General features: G+C 51.0%; 11 protein-coding genes. All 11 read left to right on the top strand.

The window, feature by feature from the left end:
• Positions 1-5: 5 nt before the first annotated feature.
• The 11 genes from purL (at position 6) to ACN0YN_RS08010 (ending at position 19,839) form a co-directional block, all read left to right on the top strand.
• A complete protein-coding gene (purL, locus tag ACN0YN_RS07960) occupies positions 6-2,921 on the top strand; it encodes a phosphoribosylformylglycinamidine synthase subunit PurL (protein WP_417384472.1) in 2,916 nt (971 codons plus the stop codon).
• 421 nt (positions 2,922-3,342) lie between these two features.
• Positions 3,343-4,419 carry an AAA family ATPase gene (locus tag ACN0YN_RS07965; RefSeq protein WP_417384473.1) on the top strand — a complete coding sequence of 359 codons (1,077 nt, stop codon included), beginning with the start codon at positions 3,343-3,345 and terminating at the stop codon, positions 4,417-4,419.
• Complete coding sequence (locus ACN0YN_RS07970) at positions 4,409-5,296, top strand: DUF58 domain-containing protein (RefSeq protein ID WP_417384474.1); 888 nt, start codon at positions 4,409-4,411, stop codon at positions 5,294-5,296. Before ACN0YN_RS07965 ends, ACN0YN_RS07970 begins: the two co-directional genes overlap by 11 nt.
• Positions 5,297-5,345: 49 nt before the next feature.
• Positions 5,346-7,613: a BatA domain-containing protein gene (locus ACN0YN_RS07975; RefSeq protein ID WP_417384475.1), complete on the top strand. Its 2,268-nt coding sequence runs from the start codon at positions 5,346-5,348 to the stop codon at positions 7,611-7,613.
• On the top strand, positions 7,610-10,063 hold the full coding sequence (locus ACN0YN_RS07980) for a hypothetical protein (RefSeq protein ID WP_417384476.1): 2,454 nt from the start codon (positions 7,610-7,612) through the stop codon (positions 10,061-10,063). The genes ACN0YN_RS07975 and ACN0YN_RS07980 overlap by 4 nt, the downstream gene beginning before the upstream one ends.
• A gap of 54 nt (positions 10,064-10,117) precedes the next feature.
• Positions 10,118-12,577: a hypothetical protein gene (locus tag ACN0YN_RS07985; RefSeq protein WP_417384477.1), complete on the top strand. Its 2,460-nt coding sequence runs from the start codon at positions 10,118-10,120 to the stop codon at positions 12,575-12,577.
• Between the two features lie 196 nt (positions 12,578-12,773).
• On the top strand, positions 12,774-14,528 hold the full coding sequence (locus ACN0YN_RS07990; protein WP_417384478.1) for a hypothetical protein: 1,755 nt from the start codon (positions 12,774-12,776) through the stop codon (positions 14,526-14,528).
• Between the two features lie 80 nt (positions 14,529-14,608).
• Positions 14,609-15,712, top strand: a complete 1,104-nt coding sequence (locus ACN0YN_RS07995; RefSeq protein WP_417384479.1) for a hypothetical protein — start codon at positions 14,609-14,611, stop codon at positions 15,710-15,712.
• Between the two features lie 59 nt (positions 15,713-15,771).
• Positions 15,772-16,938, top strand: a complete 1,167-nt coding sequence (locus ACN0YN_RS08000; protein WP_417384480.1) for an NPCBM/NEW2 domain-containing protein — start codon at positions 15,772-15,774, stop codon at positions 16,936-16,938.
• A gap of 73 nt (positions 16,939-17,011) precedes the next feature.
• Positions 17,012-18,763: a S1C family serine protease gene (locus ACN0YN_RS08005; protein ID WP_417384481.1), complete on the top strand. Its 1,752-nt coding sequence runs from the start codon at positions 17,012-17,014 to the stop codon at positions 18,761-18,763.
• Positions 18,764-18,792: 29 nt separating this feature from the next.
• The gene (locus ACN0YN_RS08010) at positions 18,793-19,839 is read left to right on the top strand and encodes a S1C family serine protease (RefSeq protein ID WP_417384482.1); all 1,047 of its coding nucleotides are present in this window, start codon (positions 18,793-18,795) and stop codon (positions 19,837-19,839) included.
• Positions 19,840-19,870 lie beyond the last annotated feature (31 nt).

Here is a 19,870-nt window from a genome sequence, read left to right on the forward strand (position 1 = left end):
TACACATGCTTTGCGAAGTCGAAATCAAACCCGCCGACAATCAGATCGACCGTGAGGGAGCCCGTATCCTGAAAGAATGCCAGGTACTCGGTGCGAATTCAATCCGGACCGTTCAGACCGCACACTCCTTCCTGCTCGAAGGTGATCTGGATCAGACGGGCATCGACAAAATCGCCCGGACCCTGCTGGCAGACCCCATCGTAGAAACATTTGAAATTCGCATTCTGTCTGGCGGCACATCAGAAACAGCCAGCTCAGAACCACTGCTGAATGTGATGTTCAAACCGGGTGTTACTGACAACACAGCTAACAGTGCCCGCGAAGCAATCATCGATCTGGGACTTCCGGTTGAGAATGTTGCCACCTGTCGCAAATACTGGGTGAACTCGGATGCCGCTTCCGACGAAATTGACCGCATGGCTGCGAAAGTGCTTTCCAATGAAGCCATCGAATATGTCGTGCGTGGTCCCCTGCAGATGGACAGTATCAAGCTCGGCAGTGAATATACTTTCGAACTGGTCACCATTCCCATTCGAGAAATGAATGACAAACAGCTGGAAACACTCAGCCGCGAAGGTCAGCTTTACTTAAACCTGACTGAGATGAAAACCATCAAAGCCTACTATGTCAGCCAGAAAAAAGACCCTACCGACGTCGAACTGGAAAGTATTGCCCAGACATGGAGTGAGCATTGCTCTCACAAAACACTAGCCGGACGCATTCACTTTAAAGATGGCGAACGCGATCTGCATTTCGAGAACATGCTGAAAGAAACCATCTTCGCTGCAACCACGGAAATCCGTAAATCGCTGGGTGATAAAGACTGGTGCGTAAGCGTATTCGCAGACAATGCCGGCGTCATCACTTTTGACGACAAGCAGGACGTCTGCTTCAAAGTGGAAACACACAACCACCCTTCTGCACTGGAACCTTATGGCGGTGCCAACACCGGACTCGGGGGCGTTATCCGCGATCCGCTGGGAACCGGACTGGGCGGCAAACCGGTCTGTAATACCGATGTATTCTGTTTTGCTCCGCCGGAAATCCCTTACTCTGAACTTCCCGCTGGTGTTCTGCACCCCAAAGCGGTTGCAACCGGCGTCGTCTCTGGTGTGCGTGATTACGGTAACCGCATGGGGATCCCGACTGTAAACGGAGCCGTCTATTTCGACGAACGTTATCTGGGTAACCCCCTGGTCTATTGCGGCAACGTGGCGATGCTTCCGGTAGGAAAGTCGAAAAAGCAGCAGGCACAACCGGGGCACTATATCGTCGCTGTCGGCGGTCGTACGGGCCGCGACGGAATTCACGGCGCGACATTTTCTTCTGCAGAACTGACGTCCGAGAGTGAAATGCTTTCCGGCGGTGCCGTACAGATTGGAAATGCGATCACAGAAAAAATGCTGCTGGATGTGATTCTGGAAGCGCGCGACAAAGAATTATTCTCGGCAATCACCGACTGTGGTGCCGGCGGATTCAGCAGTGCCGTCGGCGAAATGGGAGAAAAAACCGGCGCAGAAGTCTGGCTGGATCAATGCCCGCTCAAATACGCCGGCCTGTCCTACACTGAGATCTGGATCTCTGAAGCACAGGAACGCATGGTCCTGGCTGTCCCGCCGGAAAACTGGGAAGCCTTCGAGAAAATCTGTTCCGGCGAAGGGGTCGAAGCATCGGTGATCGGAAAATTCACCGACACAAACCACCTGGTTCTGAAATACCAGGATCAGGTCGTGGCCGATCTGGAAATGGCATTTCTGCATGACGGACGCCCTCCAGTCGTAAGAGAAGCCGTTTACAAGACTCCGGCCTTCACGCCGCTCACTCCCCCGCAACGTGACAACTACACCAAAGACCTGACTTCCATTCTGAGTTCCTTGAATGTCTGCAGCAAAGAATGGATCATTCGCCAGTACGATCAGGAAGTGCAGGCCGGCAGTGTGGTCAAACCTCTGGTGGGTGTCCAGAACGATGGTCCCTCAGACGCCGCTGTGGTTCGCCCCGATCTGACATCGACACGCGGACTTGTCATTTCGTGCGGCATGAATCCCCGCTATGGTGACCTGAATACACACTGGATGGCAGCTTCTGCCATTGATGAAGCGATCAGAAACTGCGTGGCCGTCGGTGCCGACCCTGCGAAGATTGCCATCCTTGATAACTTCTGCTGGGGCAATACCGATCGTCCGGAAACACTGGGCAGCCTGGTAGCCGCAGCCCTGGCCTGTCAGGAATTTTCCATCGCGTATGGCTCTCCCTTTATCAGCGGTAAAGACAGTCTGTACAACGAATACTCTTTTGAAAACGAACAGGGGGAAAAAGAGACCGTCGCGATTCCCTCATCACTGTTAATCAGTGCCATCGGCCAGATAGCCGATGTCAGCCACGCTGTCACGATGGACGTGAAAGCGCCCGGCAACCGTATTTTCATGGTCGGAACGACACACAATGAAATGGGAGGCAGTCACTTTGCCCTGGTGAATCAACTGGAAGGGGGACAGGTTCCTCAGGTTGATAAGGAAGAAGCACCGGAGATTTTCAAAGCCCTGCACAAAGCGATTCAAAAGCAGCTCATCAGAAGCTGCCACGACCTGAGCGAAGGCGGCCTGGCAGTCGCAGCCGCAGAAATGGCTTTTGCCGGCGGGTATGGAATGAAGCTGGATCCTACCCGCCTCCCCGAAGCGCTGGAACTGTCCACCCCCAGCCTGTTGTTTTCCGAAAGCAATACGCGATTTCTGCTGGAAGTGCAGCTGGACAAGATGGATGCCTTATACGAATGCTTCGGCGATCTGCCTTTGTTCGATATCGGCGAAGTCATTGGCACCCGTCAGTTCACAATCAAAGGAACTTCCGGTGGCACCGCGATCAGCGCCAGTCTGGATGAGCTGAAAGCCGCCTGGAAAAACCCGCTTGCCTGGGACTGATCTCTCCAAAGCTTCACGTACAGTACTTGACTGAACGTCATGCCGGCACTTCCTGCGCATCGGCTTTCTGACAAGTTCCTCAGGAAGCTTATTTTAATGCTTCCCCGGACTGACCGTTCGAGTAGAATAAGGGTGTCCTTTAAATCCGTTTCCCTGTCAGGCGAATAACGATCCTCCATGATTTGAGTATTCATCGTTAATCGGATCGATTGAGAAACGTTCCGGCTTCACAGGAATCGGACTTACAAGGACACCTGATTTCAGAGTCCATCCTGCCTTTTGCGGGCTTCTGCAGATTGGCAGGAAACCCCTGTAATTTCTCGATTTATGGTCGCAAAGTCCTGTTACAGGCATTACGATAGAGTCTACGGAACTTTCTGCGCCAAGCAGTGTTTACCTTTGTAGAAAGGTTTGAAAACGGATGTCGGAAGTGAAACAAGATACCTCTGACTCAGCTGAGTATGAAATTACTCAGGAGTCAATCGATAAACTGAGTTCTGCGTACCGTCAGATCCATGGGCAGATCTCTAAAGTCATCGTGGGTCAGGATGATGTGGTTGAGCAGCTCCTGATTGCATTATTCAGCCGCGGACACTGTCTGCTGGAAGGGGTTCCCGGCCTGGCGAAAACCCTGATGATCAGCACGCTGGCCCAGACACTTTCCATGTCGTTCAGCCGCATCCAGTTCACCCCGGACCTGATGCCCGCGGATATCACGGGAACCGATGTGCTGCAGGAAAACCGGGAAACAGGTGAGCGGGAATTTCGCTTCATCCCGGGTCCCTTATTTCATAACGTGGTTCTGGCGGATGAAATCAACCGTACGCCTCCCAAAACACAGGCCGCTCTGCTGGAAGCGATGCAGGAACATCAGGTGAGTGTCGGTCAGACCCGCCACCTGTTGAATGATCCCTTCTTCGTGCTGGCAACGCAAAACCCGATTGAACAGGAAGGTACTTACTCCCTGCCGGAAGCACAGCAGGACCGCTTCATGTTCAAGGTTTATGTCCGCTATCCTTCCTTCCAGGAAGAACGGCAGATTGCCCGGCAGACGACATCTGATTCCAAAAATACAATCGAACATGTCCTCAATGCAGTCGATGTTCTGGAGATTCAGAAGATCGTCAGACAGGTTCCCGTCTCTGATCACGTGATTGATTATGCTCTGGCTTTGGTCAGACAGACACGTGTGAACGAACCGGGCACTCCCGATTTTGTCAACGAATGGTTGAGCTGGGGCGCAGGTCCTCGTGCCGTCCAGAACCTGTTGCTCGGCGGAAAAACGCGTGCACTGCTCAATGGTCATACTCACGTCTCGACAGATGATATCAGCGCTCTGGCTGCACCGGTTTTACGACATCGTATCGTGACCAATTTCTCTGCCGAGTCTGAAGGAATCACCTCAGATCGTGTGATTGAGCGATTGATTGAAGAGACACCGTCTAAGGAAGGCGAACTGACCAGTGACCCAAGATTACAGAAAATTTTTGCTGCCTGAGGCAATCTCGCGCATTTCCCGACTGGAAATTCGAGCACGCACGATCGTTGAAGGGTTCCTGTCGGGACTTCACCGCAGTCCCTTCTTCGGGCAGTCTGTAGAATTTGCCCAGCACCGGGAATATGTCCCCGGTGATGATGTTCGGAATATCGACTGGAAGGTCTGGTCCAAAACAGACAAATACTACATCAAGCAGTTCGAGGAAGACACCAACCTGAGAACCACCCTGCTGGTGGATGTCAGTGAATCCATGCAATTTGGTACCGGGCCGCTCAATAAATATGAATATGGTTGTACGGCAGCCGCGGCACTCGCGTTTCTTCTGCTCAAACAGCAGGACGCCGTTGGCATGGTCACGTTTGACGACGGGATTCGCAGCCGGGTTCCCGCATTAAGCAAACGAAATCACCTGAATGCCCTGCTGACTGCATTGGCTTCTGAAAAACCAGCTAAAAAAACCGACATTTATGACGTACTGAAAGAAGTGGCGGAAACGCGTTCGCAGAAAGGCACAATAATCCTCATATCCGATTTATTCGTAAACAGGGAAAGTCTGTTCAAAGGATTACGCCTGCTGCAATATCGCGGACACGATCTGATGCTGCTGCACATTCTGGATGATCAGGAACTGGATTTTGATTATTCAGGCACAACCCGGTTTGAAGGCATGGAAGAAGCAGGCGAACTGGTTTGTGACCCCCGTTCCTTAAGAGACGGCTATCTTAAAGCCATGCATGAGTTTTTGAATGAAATCAGAAGACGTTGTGCCAAGAACAAATTTGACTACCAGACAATCCGAACCAGCGAATATCTCGATGCTGCCTTGTCCCATTATCTGAACCACCGCATCGGAATGCAGCAATCCATCCGACAATAAACGAAACAGAGCCCCGATCCCTCCCAGACTGTAACTGACGACTCGACTTATGGAAGCATGGTTAACTCAACATTTTGTGAATTCCGCACTGGTCTCCGCCGGCGCGCTGATGATTGCTGCGCCGATCATCATTCACCTGATTAATCGTTTCCAGTATAAACGCGTGCAATTTGCGGCAATGGAATTTCTATTGCAGAGCCAGCAGACCAACCAGCGCCGCGTGCTGATCGAACAGTTGCTGCTGCTGTTGCTGCGCATCATTCTCATTATCTGTCTCCTGCTGTTAATCGGCCGCCTGATTCTGGATCCGAATCAGCTGTCGATGTTTCACGGTGCCAAATCGCATCATGTCATTGTGCTCGACGACAGTGGTTCCATGCAGAATGCCTGGGGAGAACAGACGGGCTTTAAAGAAGGCCTGGAGGTCGTTCGCAAAATTGCTTCGGAAGGCGCCAGTCGTCCCAATACGGAAAAGTTCTCTTTAATCGTTTTATCTCGCGCTGACGCCCCCCTGTTTTTACAGCGGGATATCAACGAAGAACTGATCAACGAACTGGATGCCAAACTTTCCAACCTGACCTGCTCGCATCAGAGTCTGGACCTGAATCAGGGACTGGAAGCGGCTGCCGACCTGTTAAATGAAGATCGGGCCGTCATCAAAACACTCCACCTGATCTCCGACTTCCGCAAGTCCGACTGGCAGGAAAAGAAAGGGGTGGCTGCGACGATAGAGAAATTGAGTAACAGCGATACGGCGATCAACCTCATCAAAACCGTACCCGATTCACAATCTAACCTGGCAATCACCGAACTCTCGGGAGCAACAGAAGTCGCAGCCGTCGATGTACCACTCCGGCTGAGAATCAACCTGAAAAATTTTGGCGAACAGGTGGCTGAAGACGTGCGTGTCTCCGCGTTTGTCGATCAGAATAAACTGCCGATGAGCATCGTCTTTGATAAAATTGAAGCAGCCAGTGAAATTTCACAGGACTTCGATGTGGTCTTCAGCAAACCCGGGCTGCATCAGATCAATGTCAGTCTGACCAATGACGCACTCGCGGGTGATAATGAACGGTATATGGCCATCAATGTCAAACCCTCAAACCCGGTCCTGATTGTTGACGGCAACCCTACAGGCAACGAGTGGATGTACATCCAGACGGCGATTGCCCCCGATGCTTCGACAACCGGATTTGCTCCTTCTGTTGAGAATGTTGATTATCTCCGCAGGCACCCTCTCAGTCAGTTTAAAAATATCTATCTGCTGAATGTCGCAGAGCTGCCTCTGGATGCCATCGCTGCTTTGGAAAATTTTGTCTCTGAGGGGGGTGGGCTCATCTGGTTTGCAGGGCCTTCCATCCAGCCTGCCTTCTATAATGAGAAACTCTACAAGGATGGAAATGGTCTGTTTCCGGCTCCTCTGGAAACCTCATCGCGTGAATTGCCTGTCCGGGAATCGAATACCACAGTGGACCTGAATGTCAGTGATCACCCCCTGTTTTCGGTTTTTGCCGGTCAGGACAATCCGCTCATCGAAGCCGTTACTATTTCACGCTACTTTCCTGTCTCTGAGCAATGGTTACAAACCAAAGCAGAAAAAGCATCCGGCGTGAACGTGATCGCCACGCTCCGTAACCAGGCCCCGTTGATTCTCGAACACAGGCTGGGGAAAGGGCGCATCATTACCTGCCTGACTTCTGCCGGCCCCGTTATGACCAATGAGGGAGAACCGTGGAACACCTGGGCGTTCAACCCCAGCTACATCGTGTTCCAGCTGGAACTGCAGAAATACCTGGTACAATCCCGCTCGCATGAGCAGGCAGAACTGGTCGGCACACCGATTCCCTTTTCGCTCGATGCCTCTGTGTTTTCGGATGAAATTGAGATCCAGACTCCTGTGACAAAAGGAGGTCGGACCATTCGCCTGAAAGCGTCTCCCGAAGAGAAACCTGACACCACAGGCAGCAGTACGCTGCAACTCGTAACAGCCTACCGGGACACAGATCAGCCCGGCGTTTATACGGTTCAGCTGAAACGACAGGACCAGACGATTGAGCCTCGCATGTATGCGTTCAACTTTCCGGTTTCGGAAAGCAATCTGGAACTGGCCACCACCGATGAACTCATGAACGAACTGGGAAATTCCAAACAGATTCAGATTCAGGAACCGGGTGAATTTCAGTGGATTCAAGGCCAGGAAGCCGGGCGGGAAATCACCAACGCCATTTTGCTGATCCTGTTTGTGTTATTGATTTGTGAACAACTACTGGCCTATCGTTTGAGCTATCATCCTAAAACAGCGGGTGCCGCCGCATGAACTATTTTGCATCCCTTTCCTCATCTCTGATACTGGCTGCCGACGAAACCACCGCGTTTCGTTCGATCGAATACGATACGCCCGCATCAGGCTGGGGCTGGTTGTTACTATTGGGTGGTCTGGGACTCGTCCTGCTGCTATCGTTTCGAACAGTCTGGAAAGACTCCGTTGAACTTCCCCTGTTCTGGCGGTGCTGGCTGGCAGTATTACGACTGGGGGTCATAATCGCGCTGATTGCGATTGTATTCAACCCGCATGAACGAACACAGAAAATGTCGTTTCGCCCATCCCGGGTCGCAGTACTCGTCGACACATCGCTTTCCATGCGTCACCCGAATCAACTGGTGGCGGCAAATACCAGTTCGCCGGCCAGTCGCAATATTGCCTCCCGCATGGAAGCAGTCGAAAAACTGCTGGCAGATTCTCCCCTGATCAAAGACCTGCAGAAGAATCATCAGGTCAGTATTTACTCCTTCGATAAAACCTTAGTCGGCCCCCTGCATGTCTTCCAAAAGCAGGATTCGTCTGAAGAAACTTCGAAACCAGCATCAGAAAAACAGGCAAGCGGAGCGGAACAACCTGACTGGAATACATTGCTTCAACCACAGGGACTGGAGACGCGGCTGGGAGAACTGCTGGGACAGTTAATCCGTGAAATCAACGGCTCCACACTGTCTGGAATTATCATCGCCACCGATGGGGCATCGAATGCCGGTACGGACTTACTTTCCGCCAACGAAGCGGCAAAAGAATCGAAGGTGCGACTGATTCCTCTGGGGGTCGGCAGCCCTGTGCAACCGGCGAATATCCAGATTTCTAAAATCATCGCCCCCACTGACGTGCAGTTTGGGGATGGATTTGAGATCACCGCAATCGTGCAGGCCGTGGGTATGCCTGGGAAAAATATTACGATCGAACTGCTGAGAAAAGTTCCCGGCGAAGCAGAACCAACGGTCGTTGATACACGGGATGTACTGCTGCCGACCGAAGACAGTTTGCCTCTGGACATCAAATTTGAACGCACACCGGCTGAGGAAGGTGAGATCGGATATATCGTTCGCGCCCGAGGTAATCAACTGGCAGGCGATGCCAACGCAATGGACAATGAGCTGGCTCATTCTGTCAATGTTTTCAGTCGCCCCACACGCGTACTGGTCATCGCCGGTGGTCCCATGCGGGATTATCGATTCGCCCGCACCATGCTGTACCGGCATCCTTCGATCCAGTCTTCCGTCTGGCTGCAGTCTGCACCACCCGGAGTTTCCCAGGATGCGAACGAACTCTTATACGAATTCCCCGACCGGGCAGACCTGTTTGAATACGATGTAGTACTCGCGTTTGACGTCAACTGGGAACTTCTGTCTGCAGAACAGATGCAGAATCTGAATGAGTGGGTCTCATCAGCGGGGGGCGGCATCGTCATGGTGGCTGGGGACGTTTACACACCTCGCATGGCACAGGAAAGTGAAAAGTATCAGTCAATTCTGGACCTGTATCCTGTGTTTATCAACTCCTTCGTACGCGACTACCTGGATGAAGAGGCGACTCAGATTCGCAGGATTGAATGGACACAGGCCGGCCTGGATGCAGGGTTCCTGATGCTGACCGACGATCCGGCGACCTCAAAACAGTTATGGGAAAATTTCCCTGGGATTTATCGCTGCTATCCCTCAAACGGTGCTAAAGCGGCTGCCACGGTTTATGCACACTTCCCTGATCCCAAAACACAAACCGAATTTGGATTCTCGATTCTGATGGCGTCACAGTATTATGGCGAAGGTCGCTGCTTCTATCTGGGCAGCCCGGAAATGTGGCGACTGCGGTCTATCGAGGAAGATTATTACGACCGCTTCTGGACCAAGCTGATCCGGAATGTCGGACAGGGTCGAACAAAACGCGGGACGAAACGGGGAACTCTCATTCTGGAACGGGATGAATACGTTCTGGGACAGACCGTCTCTGTGCGCGTTCGACTGCTTGATCCTGAATTCAAACCACTGATTCAGGAATCAGTGCCGATGGAAGTCATCGATCCGCGCGGCAGACCCCTGGTTCCCAATCTGTTACTCATGCAGGATCGGAATCGTCCTGGCGAATATGTTGCCAGCTTCCGTGCCGGTCTGCCTGGGAAATATCAGTTTAAAGTCACCGTTCCGAACTCCAAAGGACAGGTGGTCGAAGGCAATCTCACGGTTCTGCTGCCCCGTCTGGAAGACGAATCGTTGAGCCAGAATGTGAAAGGGCTCAAGGAACTGGCCCGCGATACCGGTGGTCGCTATCTCGCTTTGGAAGAAGCAGAGCAGATCCCGACATTGCTGCCTGATCAAGGGGAAGAATTCCTGATTGATGAACGGTTAAAAACACTCTGGGATCAGGGTTGGGTCTTTTTCCTGCTGGCGGGTCTGCTGGCTGCTGAATGGTTGACCAGAAAATTATTTAAGTTGGCTTGATTTATTGTACAATAGCGCTGTTTTCCCCATATTAAATTCTGCTGAAACTGACGAATGAACGAACCTGCCAAATTATCGATCCCTCAGGAAATCACCGATTTGCTCAATCGGCTGCGGGGCAAAATACGCAGATACATTCTGCTGGAAGGCGCGGCAAAACTTCTTGCTGTTGTGGGACTGATTTTCTGGATCAGCTTTGTGGTTGACTGGGGATATTTCCGACTCAGCCACTTTGAGTTACCGGTCTGGTTTCGCGCCTCGTTTGTTTTAATCGCTTTGACAACGATCCTGGTTCTGGCAGCGACGTTTATCCTGCTTCGCCTCATGACGAAAATGAGAAAGAAATCGCTGGCTCTCGTACTGGAACGCCGCTTTCCTGAACTGAATGACCGGCTGGCAACGGCGATTGAACTGCACGAATCCAACGAACCTCAAAATGCATTAACCCGCGCCATGCTGGAACGGACCGTCAAAGAAGTAGCACGCGGCAGCAGTCAGCTTCCCCTGGAAGATGTCTTTGATAAACGCCCCTTACGCAGAGCATTCTTTGGCGCCCTGATCCTTACGGTTTCCATCCTGATTCTGGCCGTCGTCAACCAGCCTGCAATGGCCCGCTGGGCGAAAGGTTATCTGGAACTGAAAAGTGATTACTGGAACCGCGAAACGGGTCTGGTCGTCAAAGTGATCGCCCAGCCGGGAGACCGGATCCGGGAATTCCAGGATCAGATCTACAAACATGGTCTGGGAAATGACCTGACACTGTTAGTCGAAACTGTCGAAGGTAAAAAAGCTCCGGAGCGCGTGCAGTTAACCTATCGCATGCAGAATGGACGGGACGGGGGCCGGACCGTGATGTCGCGTCTGGGCGAAGGTCGTTTCAAACATACGATTACAGATGTCCTGGACGGAATGCAGATCTGGGTCTCAGGGAATGACTACACCAACCCGGAACCCTATCAGATTGAAATCGTAGAAACGCCCGTGCTGGATCAGATTCAACTCGAATGCCGCTATCCGGAATATACCGGTTTGAACACAACCGATCCCGAGACCGGCACACCTCAACCTGATATTCAGACCGTTCAGGGAACTCAGATCGCGCTCCCCGTCAATACAGACTTTCAGATGGTCTCCACAGCCAACAAGTCGATCACCCGGTTCACCCTGGAAACAGATCAACTCAAAATTCAGCTGGAACCAGCCTCAGCCGCCAACTCCTCTTCGCAGGATAATTTCCTGGCATGGAAAAATTCACAGGGAGAAATTATCAAGCAGACCAGTTTCTCGCCTGCTCAGTTAGAACAGATGTGTGGTCCGGATCATCAGGTTTTTCGAATTCCCTTCACGTTGGTTTCTGAAAATAAAGAGACACCTTCTTCAGGCATCCCGCTCCTCATCGATCAACCGATGCGGATTTATCTGGAAGACGAAGATGGATTGCTCGTCACCGAACCGATTCGCCTCAGTATTATCGGTATCATCGATCAGCCTCCGAAGGTAGACACCCGCCTGACGGGAATCGGTAAATCAATTACCCGTAAAGCGATGATCCCCGTCGAAGGAAAGATCACCGATGATTATGGCATTCAGTCAGCTCGCTTTGACTTTCTGGTCGATGAAGATAAAAACTTCCGGCTGCGTCCACTCCGTTCCAAACCAGCCCAGCGGCCGAAAGAATTTACATTACAACGAAATGAAAAAGAGGCCTGGGAGCGTTTTGAAGTTCTGCCGCTGGATCTGAAAGTTGGTCAGAAACTCAGCCTGACTGTACATGCGGAAGATGCAGACAACCTGAGCGGTCCCCATCAGGTGCACGGCGAAACTTATCATTTCGAAATCGTGACCGATGAGGAATTACTCTCAATCCTGTACTCCAAAGAGCTGAATTTGCGCAAGCGGTTTGAACAGATCTTCAAAGAAGTCACCCAGACACGTGATGAACTGAAAGAACGCATCGCACAGGTTCGTGAATCGCAGGCCATCAGAGAAAAACAAAAACAGGGACAGTCAGATCCTGCCTGGGAGGCCACCTTACTGGAAAACCAGAGTGCCGTCGCTGTTTCGGCCGACCGCTCGCTCTACGGAACGCGAAAGAATGCGACAGAAACCGCCTCCATTGTGGAATCGTTTTATGATATCCGCGAAGAGCTGGTGAACAACGGCGTTGCCACCGCTCAGATCATGGGACGCATCGATGATAAAATTCTCAAACCTCTGACCATGATTCATGAACAGGATTTTCCAGATGTCGATCAAAGGCTGGGACTGTTTCGGCTGGCAGTCGAACAGAACACCGACCCGCTCACCGAAATCCAGACCAGTATTGACCTTCTGAATACGATGCTGGCCAGAATGCAGAGCGTTCTCAACGAAATGCAGGACTTACTGGAGTTCCATGAAGCCATCGAAATGCTGAAGAACCTGATCGAACGAGAGAAAGAATTAACCGAAGAGACCAAAAAGTATCGCAAAAACAAGCTTCTGGACCGTCTTAAAGGACTGGGATTGGAATAATCTGAGAAAAAGCACTAGAACCAGAGAAAATCGAGCCTCACGGTTTCCTCACCCATTAATCACTGAACACAAAAACACGCTTCGATCCTCGTCCCCTACTTGATATAATATTTATCGCGTTTTCATCTTTGCGCGCCGCACTGAGAGACGTCCTGGTAATGGATGCATCCCCTTCCTCAACAGTTCTGAGATCACTATGAAAACTTTGGCAGAAGCAACACTTAAGTGGAATCGACCAGGGACTTTCGTTCTGATGTTCTCGCTGACTGTCTGCCTGTTGTGTCAGAACGTCAGCCGTGCTCAGGAACCCGCTGCTTCCCAGTCAAATCAGAGCAACCTGTCCGACAAACAGGAAGCGATCTCGCAACAGTTCAAGCGTTTTGAATCGACGCTCCACGATCTCGGCGAATACATGAAGAAAACAGATCCTGCTCGCGCGGATCTGCTGTTTCGCGCCTTTGGCCAAAGTAAACAGAACCAGATGACCGTAGAAATGCAGCAGGTTCTGCAGATGCTGGATAAAGGCCAGCTGGGTGATGCGGTAGAACGCCAGGAAAACCTGTTGAAAAACATGCAGAATCTTCTCGCATTGCTGCAAAGCGAAGACCGCATGAGCGAAGTCGAGAAAGAGAAGCAGCGCATTCAGGACCTGCTCAAAGATGTGAATCGCCTGATTGGTCAGGAACGGGATGTACGTGCGGCAACCGAACGGGGAGGAAATCCGGCCGACTTAAAAGAGAAACAACAGAAGACTGCCGACAGTGCCCAGAAGCTGGTCGACAAAATCGAACAGCAGGACGCCGAAAAGAACGACTCCCAGAAATCTGAAGCCGATTCCAAATCGTCAGACAAAGAGCAGGAAGGCCAGCAGAAAGACCAGAAGTCCCAGGAAGGCAAGTCTGATTCGGAGAAGGATGCCGACTCCAAAAAGTCTTCGGAATCAGACTCTAAAGGTAAACCTCCCGAGAACGGTAAATCAGATTCTGAGCAGAAAGGGTCTGAAGGACAAAAGTCTGATCAACAGTCACAGTCTCAACAGCAGCAACAGTCACAACAACAGCAGAAAGGTCAGCAGGGGAAACCCCAGGAGGGAGAAAGCCAGCAGTCCGAGGAACAGCAGCAGCAGCAGAAAACACCGGGACGGGAACAGATCGAACAGGCCCGCCAGGAAATGGAAAAGGCCATCGAAGAGCTGGAGAAAAAACAGAAAGAAGCTGCCTCCCGTCACCAGGATGATGCGATCCGCAAACTGGCGGAAGCCAAAGAAAAACTGGAAGAAATGCTGCGTCAGTTGCGCGAAGAAGAACGCGAGCTGATGCTGGCAGCCATGGAAGCCCGCTTGCAGAAGATCCTGGCACAACAGAAACGAGTTTATGCCGGCACCCTTTCTATTGGACAGGTCCCCGAAAAAGAACGTACAAGCCGTCATACCGCCCGCGCAGTCCAGCTTTCCCGTGAAGAATCGCAGATTGGTCTCGAAGTTGAAAAAGCAATCCTGCTGATCACCGATGAAGGATCTTCGGTCGCTTTCAGTGAAGCGCTGGCAGAAGTCCGGGACGACGTACAGAATGTCAGTTACCGTCTGAACCGGGTCCAGGTGGATGAACTCACACAGGGCATCGAACAGGATATCATCAGTTCTCTGGAAGAAATGATTGAAGCGCTGCAGAAAGAAATGGAGAAGTCAGACGAAGAGAAGAAGAAACAGCAGCAACAACAGCAACAGCAGGGCTCCCCGGAAGACCAGGCGCTGATTGATATGCTGGCAGAAATCAAAATGCTGCGATCACTGCAGTTACGTGTGAATAACCGCACTCGGAGAATTGAAAAACTCGCACTGGAAGAGGGTGCCAACCAGCAGGACATCCACGAACAGTTACAGAAATTAGCCAATCGACAGACCCGTATTCAAAACGCGACCTACATACTGGCAACCGGCAAAAACAAATAAGCGATTTCTCGGAACCGCTGGAACAAAGGTAACAGACCGCCATGATAGTCAGGCTCAAATCAACTCGCTTCACAGGATCGATGCTCCTTCAGCAGGCAGCGTTTGCCCTGATTGCTTTGACCTGCATAATACCAGAATCCGGATTTGCCCAGACACCGATTCCCGTTCCCCTTCCCTTAAAAGAACCTGTTGAGAAACAGGAAGAGAAAGAAGTAACGGTCCTGTATGCTGCTCCGACATCAGCAGAATTGAAATCGCAGTTGGAAAACTGGGTTGCCGAACAGAAGGTGAAAGATCCTGCGCAACTGAAAGCCGTTGCCAGTCAACTGGTAAAACTGGAATCCGTGTCTGCAGCGGAAGAGAAGCTGGGGATCGCCATCAATATCTTCTCAACCATTGATCGTCAGACAGCAGATCTGGTTCGATCAAACCAGTTTTCAGACGGTGTCCCTCAGTTTTCCAGCCCTCCATTTTTGACGGAAGGGAAAGCCGAGACGTTCTACCCCGCCAATCTGCGATATTTTGTCGCCCGCAATCTGACACAATTCAGACTGGTTGACCCGGCACTGGAAATCTTCAATTCAATTAACCCGGAAACTCTGATCGATCCAGCAGGCTTCCTGTTTTACAAAGCCGTCTGCGAACATCATCTGTTGCAGAAAGAAGCCTGTGAAAAAACACTGGATCAACTTTTAAATCGCACTCAGGATGTACCGGAACGCTTTACTCAGGTCGCAATTCTGATGCAGGCTGATCTGGCTTCACTGAAAGAAGAAAGTCTGGATGAAATCTCCCGCAAGATGAGCGATGTAGAACGTCGGCTGGAACTCGGAAATTCCGGCAAAAAAGTTCAGAAAGTTGAAGACGAAATCATTGCCTCGCTCGACAAACTGATCAAAAAAATGGAAGACCAGTCAAAAAACAGTCCTTCTTCCGGCTCGGGGTCAGGCAATTCGAAAACACCTGCCGCTGGTGCCGATGAAAGCCGCGTGAAAGGCGAGACGGCCCCCGGCGAAGTGGACAAGAAAAAATTATCCAACAACGGCGGCTGGGGACAGTTGCCACCCAAAAAGCAGGCTTCTGCCAAAAATATTATTAACCGTAATTTCCCTTCACATTACCGTAAAGCGATTGAAAAGTATTTTAAGAAGCTGGCCTCCGAGAAAGCCAGTTCCGATAAATAGCGTCTTTGATTTCCTTTTGTGCCCTTACTTCATTTAGCTGACGTACTGGAGTTGACTACATGCCTGTTCTGTTTTTTGTTTCAATGACCACTCTGCTTGCTGTTGCGCCTGATGTTGAAGTCACTTCACTCAGTGGCTCGACTGCCTCAGGAAGTCTGCAGACATTGAACCAGACGGTTGCGAAGGTCAAAGCAGGACAGACAGAAAAAGATTTGCCTCTCTCCAATATTTTGAATATGCGGTTCCCCAAAAACCGGTCTCAGCGCAGCCTCGAATTGCCTCTTACCGTCAGACTGACGGATGGCTCAAAGTTTCCAATCCAGGCTCTGCAAAGTAATGATCGCCAGGTCAAAGTCAGCGGGAATCAGACCGGTGAGCTGATACTGCCGGCAAAAAATGTCGCCTCAATCCGATTTGGTGCATTGAATTCGAGCATTCAAGACTCCTGGGAAAAACTGCTGAGCTCAGGAAATTCTAAAGATCTGCTCGTGGTTCAAAAAGAAAACGTACTCGATTACATTGATGGCGTGGTAGGGTCGATTACCGAAGACAAGATTCAGTTTTTCACCGGAGAGGACGAAGTCTCCGTCAATCGCAGTCGCGTTTTCGGCGTAATCTACTTCCGTCCCCCTGCACCGGAAGTCTCCCCCTTCTGTGCAATTCGACTTACTGATGAGGGAGTATTGAATGCCTCTGCCATCACGTTCAATGGAACTGCATTTGCCGCGACCCTGCAGGGAGGCACACAGGCCCGGTTTGCACCTCAGTCGATTGCCAACCTGGATTTCAGTCAGGGAAAGGTACGTTATCTCTCTGATCTGGAGCCCGGAAACATTGAATACACGCCTTTCTTCGATACCGTCTGGAAGTATCGCAAAGACAGACACCGCGATGGCGGCCCCCTGCGGGTCGGCGGAAAAGAATATGCCCGTGGGCTCTACATTCATTCGAAAACACTGCTTCAATATCGCCTGAAAGGCGATTACCGGAATTTTCGCGCGATCATGGGAATTGATGATTCTGTACCAGGTATTGGCTTTGTCTATGTTGAAATTAAAGGTGATGGCCGCACGCTTTACTCGGGAAATGTACGGAGTTCGGATTCTCCGGTAGAGTTGAATCTGGATGTTCGGGGCGTGCGTAATTTCGATGTTCTGGTCGATTTTGGAGATAATCTGGAAATCTGCGATCACCTCGACCTGTGTGAAGCACGTTTTATTAAATAATCAGTGAAGGGGCACTCGACCGAAACCGTCTGACTGGTTTGGTAGTGAGCCTTTGAAGTTTGAAGGTAATTTGATGCAGAGATTTTTCATCTGTGTTCCATTCGTCATCTGCGCTCTTATGTCTCTGCCTGCGTTCTCAGCAGAATCGTCTGTTGATCCTGCAGTGCTGGCGGCTCAGAAACAGCGTATTGATGTCATCAAGGCTGTCTCTCCCTCCGTGGTGGCTATTTTTGGTGGCGCCGGTGATGGCGGAGGTTCGGGAGTACTGGTCACGCCTGACGGATATGCATTGACCAACTTTCATGTTGTTTCGGGAGCCGGCAACTTCATGAAGTGTGGGCTGAATGACGGCAAGCTGTACGATGCCGTCATCGTCAGTATCGACCCGACTGGTGATGTGGCTCTGATCAAGCTGTTGGGCCGCACCGATTTTCCCGTTGCCCGACTGGGTGACAGTGACGCCGTTCAGGTCGGTGACTGGGCTTATGCCATGGGGAACCCGTTTCTGCTGGCGACTGATTTCCAACCGACGATCACTTATGGAATTGTCAGCGGCGTTCACCGTTATCAATATCCAGCTGGTACCTTTCTCGAATACACCGACTGTATTCAGGTCGATTCCTCAATCAATCCAGGCAACTCGGGCGGTCCCCTGTTTAATGATCGTGGCGAGCTGATCGGCATCAACGGTCGCGGGTCATTTGAAAAACGGGGCCGCGTCAATTCAGGTGCCGGGTATGCGATTTCCATTAACCAGATCAAGCATTTCTGGGATCACCTGAAGAGCGGCCGCATCGTCGACCATGCATCACTGGGAGCAATCGTGACGACAGGCTTTGACGCGAATGTCAATATTGCTGAAATCCTGGAAGACTCGGACGCCTACCGAAAAGGTTTGAGGCTGGGTGACGAAATTGTTTCATTCGCAGGCCGCCCGATCCGCAGTGTGAACCAGTTCAAAAATATCCTGGGTATCTACCCCGCAGGCTGGACGTTGCCGCTGGTTTATCGCAGGGATGAGAAAAAGAACACAATCTACGTAAGACTGCAGGCGCTGCATACCGCATCGGAACTGCAGGAACAGGCAGGACAGAAACAGCTGATTCCGGAAAAAGAACCTGAACCGGGAGATAAGAAGCCTCGCCTGCCGATGCCAAATCCACACGCAAAGGCTGCTCCTGAACCACCGGAAAAGTATAAGCATCTGTACGTTCCGAAAACCGGTTTTGCCAATTACTATTTTAATCAGCAACAGCAGGAACGTCTGCTGCAGGCTTTAAACGCGACGAGTAATTTCTCGGATCGAACCGGAACCTGGACGCTGACCGGAAAAATGGGAAACGGGGCCGATTTCACACTCACCCTGGCAGATAAAGGTGTGGGGTTTGAAGTTGGCAAGGATATTTTTCTGCAGTCGCTGGAAACAGACACCTTCGTTGATGAGCCACCGGGAACAGGCGGCCTGCTGGCGGCGTTACATCATTTCCGACTGCTGCTTTCCGGCCAGTCTGAACGATTCACCGACTTTTATTATCTCGGCAGCGAACGACTGGACGGGACCAACGAAATGGTTGATGTCCTGGTCGCAACACAGACTGGTACGATCTCACGCTGGTATTTCAATAAATCAGATCTCTCTTTACGGGGACTCGATTTTTACCTGACTGAAAACTCTGAAGTCTGTGCAATCCGTTTTGAACAGTTCCAGTCTCTCAACGGCCAGAAGTTTCCCGGTGAACTGGATGTGCGGCATGGCAGCCGACCTGTCATGAAACTGAAAATAGAACGTCTCAAACTGGAAACACCTGAGAATTCAAAGAAATAGCCACCAAAGCGGATGAAAGTAGATCATCAGTGATTCAAAATAACGTATTCAAACGAGTTCTGTTCTGTCTGTGCCTGGCAGGCCTTCTGTTGTCAGCATCGGATCGTGCCTCTGCTTCTTCGCAGTCAACAATCCAGTATGCCCTGCCGCGCCTGGTCAAAATTTTTGGTGCCGGCGGCGTGAAGAACCTGTATGGATACAGTACCGGTTTTCTCGTCTCTCCTGAAGGGCATATTGCCACAATCTGGAGCCCCGTGCTCGATACCGATCGGCTGTCGGTCGTCCTGCATGATGGTCGGAAGTTTGAAGCGGAAGTATTAGGGGCAGAACCGCATCTGGATTTAGCCGTACTCAAATTGAAATCAGAACGGGAAATCAACCTGCCCTATTTCGATTATAAAGAAAAAGTCACAGCAGGACCGGGCACACGTATCCTGGGCTTCAGTAATATGTTTAAAGTTGCCACCGGTGATGAGCCCGTGTCAGTTCTACATGGCGTTATTGAAGCGCGAACCGAATTACCGCGCCGCAGAGGTGCCTTCGAACTTTCGTATTCAGGCGATGTTTATGTCGTCGATGCGATCACGAATAACCCGGGTGCTGCCGGCGGTGCACTGGTGACCTACGATGGAAAACTGCTGGGAATGATCGGCAAACAGGTCAGGAATGCCAAAACAAATACCTGGGTCAACTATTCGCTGCCCATTGATGTGTTGAGCAAAAGTATCGAGCAGATTATCACCGGCAAATTTGATTCCAGTGAGGATCAGAAGAAACCCGAAATGGATGCCCCTCAACGTTACCGTCCGGTCGACTTCGGACTGGTGATGGTGCCGGATGTACTCTATCGAACTCCCGCTTATGTCGACAGGGTTCTGCCTGGCTCACTGGTCGCCAAAGCGGGATTGCAGCCAGACGATCTTGTCGTATTTGTGAACGATGAACTGATCAAATCCTGCAAAACTCTGAATACTGAGCTGGGACAACTTGAACCTGGCGATTTACTGCGTCTGGTCGTTCGCCGTAACAATCAACTCATCTCGATCGAACTACAGGTTCCTCCTGAGAAAAAATAACATTAGAAGAAATAACATTTTCTGTATCGAA

This window comes from Gimesia sp. (assembly GCF_048260065.1).
Taxonomy (GTDB): domain Bacteria; phylum Planctomycetota; class Planctomycetia; order Planctomycetales; family Planctomycetaceae; genus Gimesia.

Coding starts and splice junctions, on each gene's coding strand:
- ACN0YN_RS07965 (WP_417384473.1), top strand. CDS start 3,343: ATGTCGGAAGTGAAACAAGATACCTCTGACTCAGCTGAGTATGAAATT.
- ACN0YN_RS07985 (WP_417384477.1), top strand. CDS start 10,118: ATGAACGAACCTGCCAAATTATCGATCCCTCAGGAAATCACCGATTTG.
- ACN0YN_RS07995 (WP_417384479.1), top strand. CDS start 14,609: ATGCTCCTTCAGCAGGCAGCGTTTGCCCTGATTGCTTTGACCTGCATA.
- purL (WP_417384472.1), top strand. CDS start 6: ATGCTTTGCGAAGTCGAAATCAAACCCGCCGACAATCAGATCGACCGT.
- ACN0YN_RS07990 (WP_417384478.1), top strand. CDS start 12,774: ATGAAAACTTTGGCAGAAGCAACACTTAAGTGGAATCGACCAGGGACT.
- ACN0YN_RS08000 (WP_417384480.1), top strand. CDS start 15,772: ATGCCTGTTCTGTTTTTTGTTTCAATGACCACTCTGCTTGCTGTTGCG.
- ACN0YN_RS08005 (WP_417384481.1), top strand. CDS start 17,012: ATGCAGAGATTTTTCATCTGTGTTCCATTCGTCATCTGCGCTCTTATG.
- ACN0YN_RS07980 (WP_417384476.1), top strand. CDS start 7,610: ATGAACTATTTTGCATCCCTTTCCTCATCTCTGATACTGGCTGCCGAC.
- ACN0YN_RS07975 (WP_417384475.1), top strand. CDS start 5,346: ATGGAAGCATGGTTAACTCAACATTTTGTGAATTCCGCACTGGTCTCC.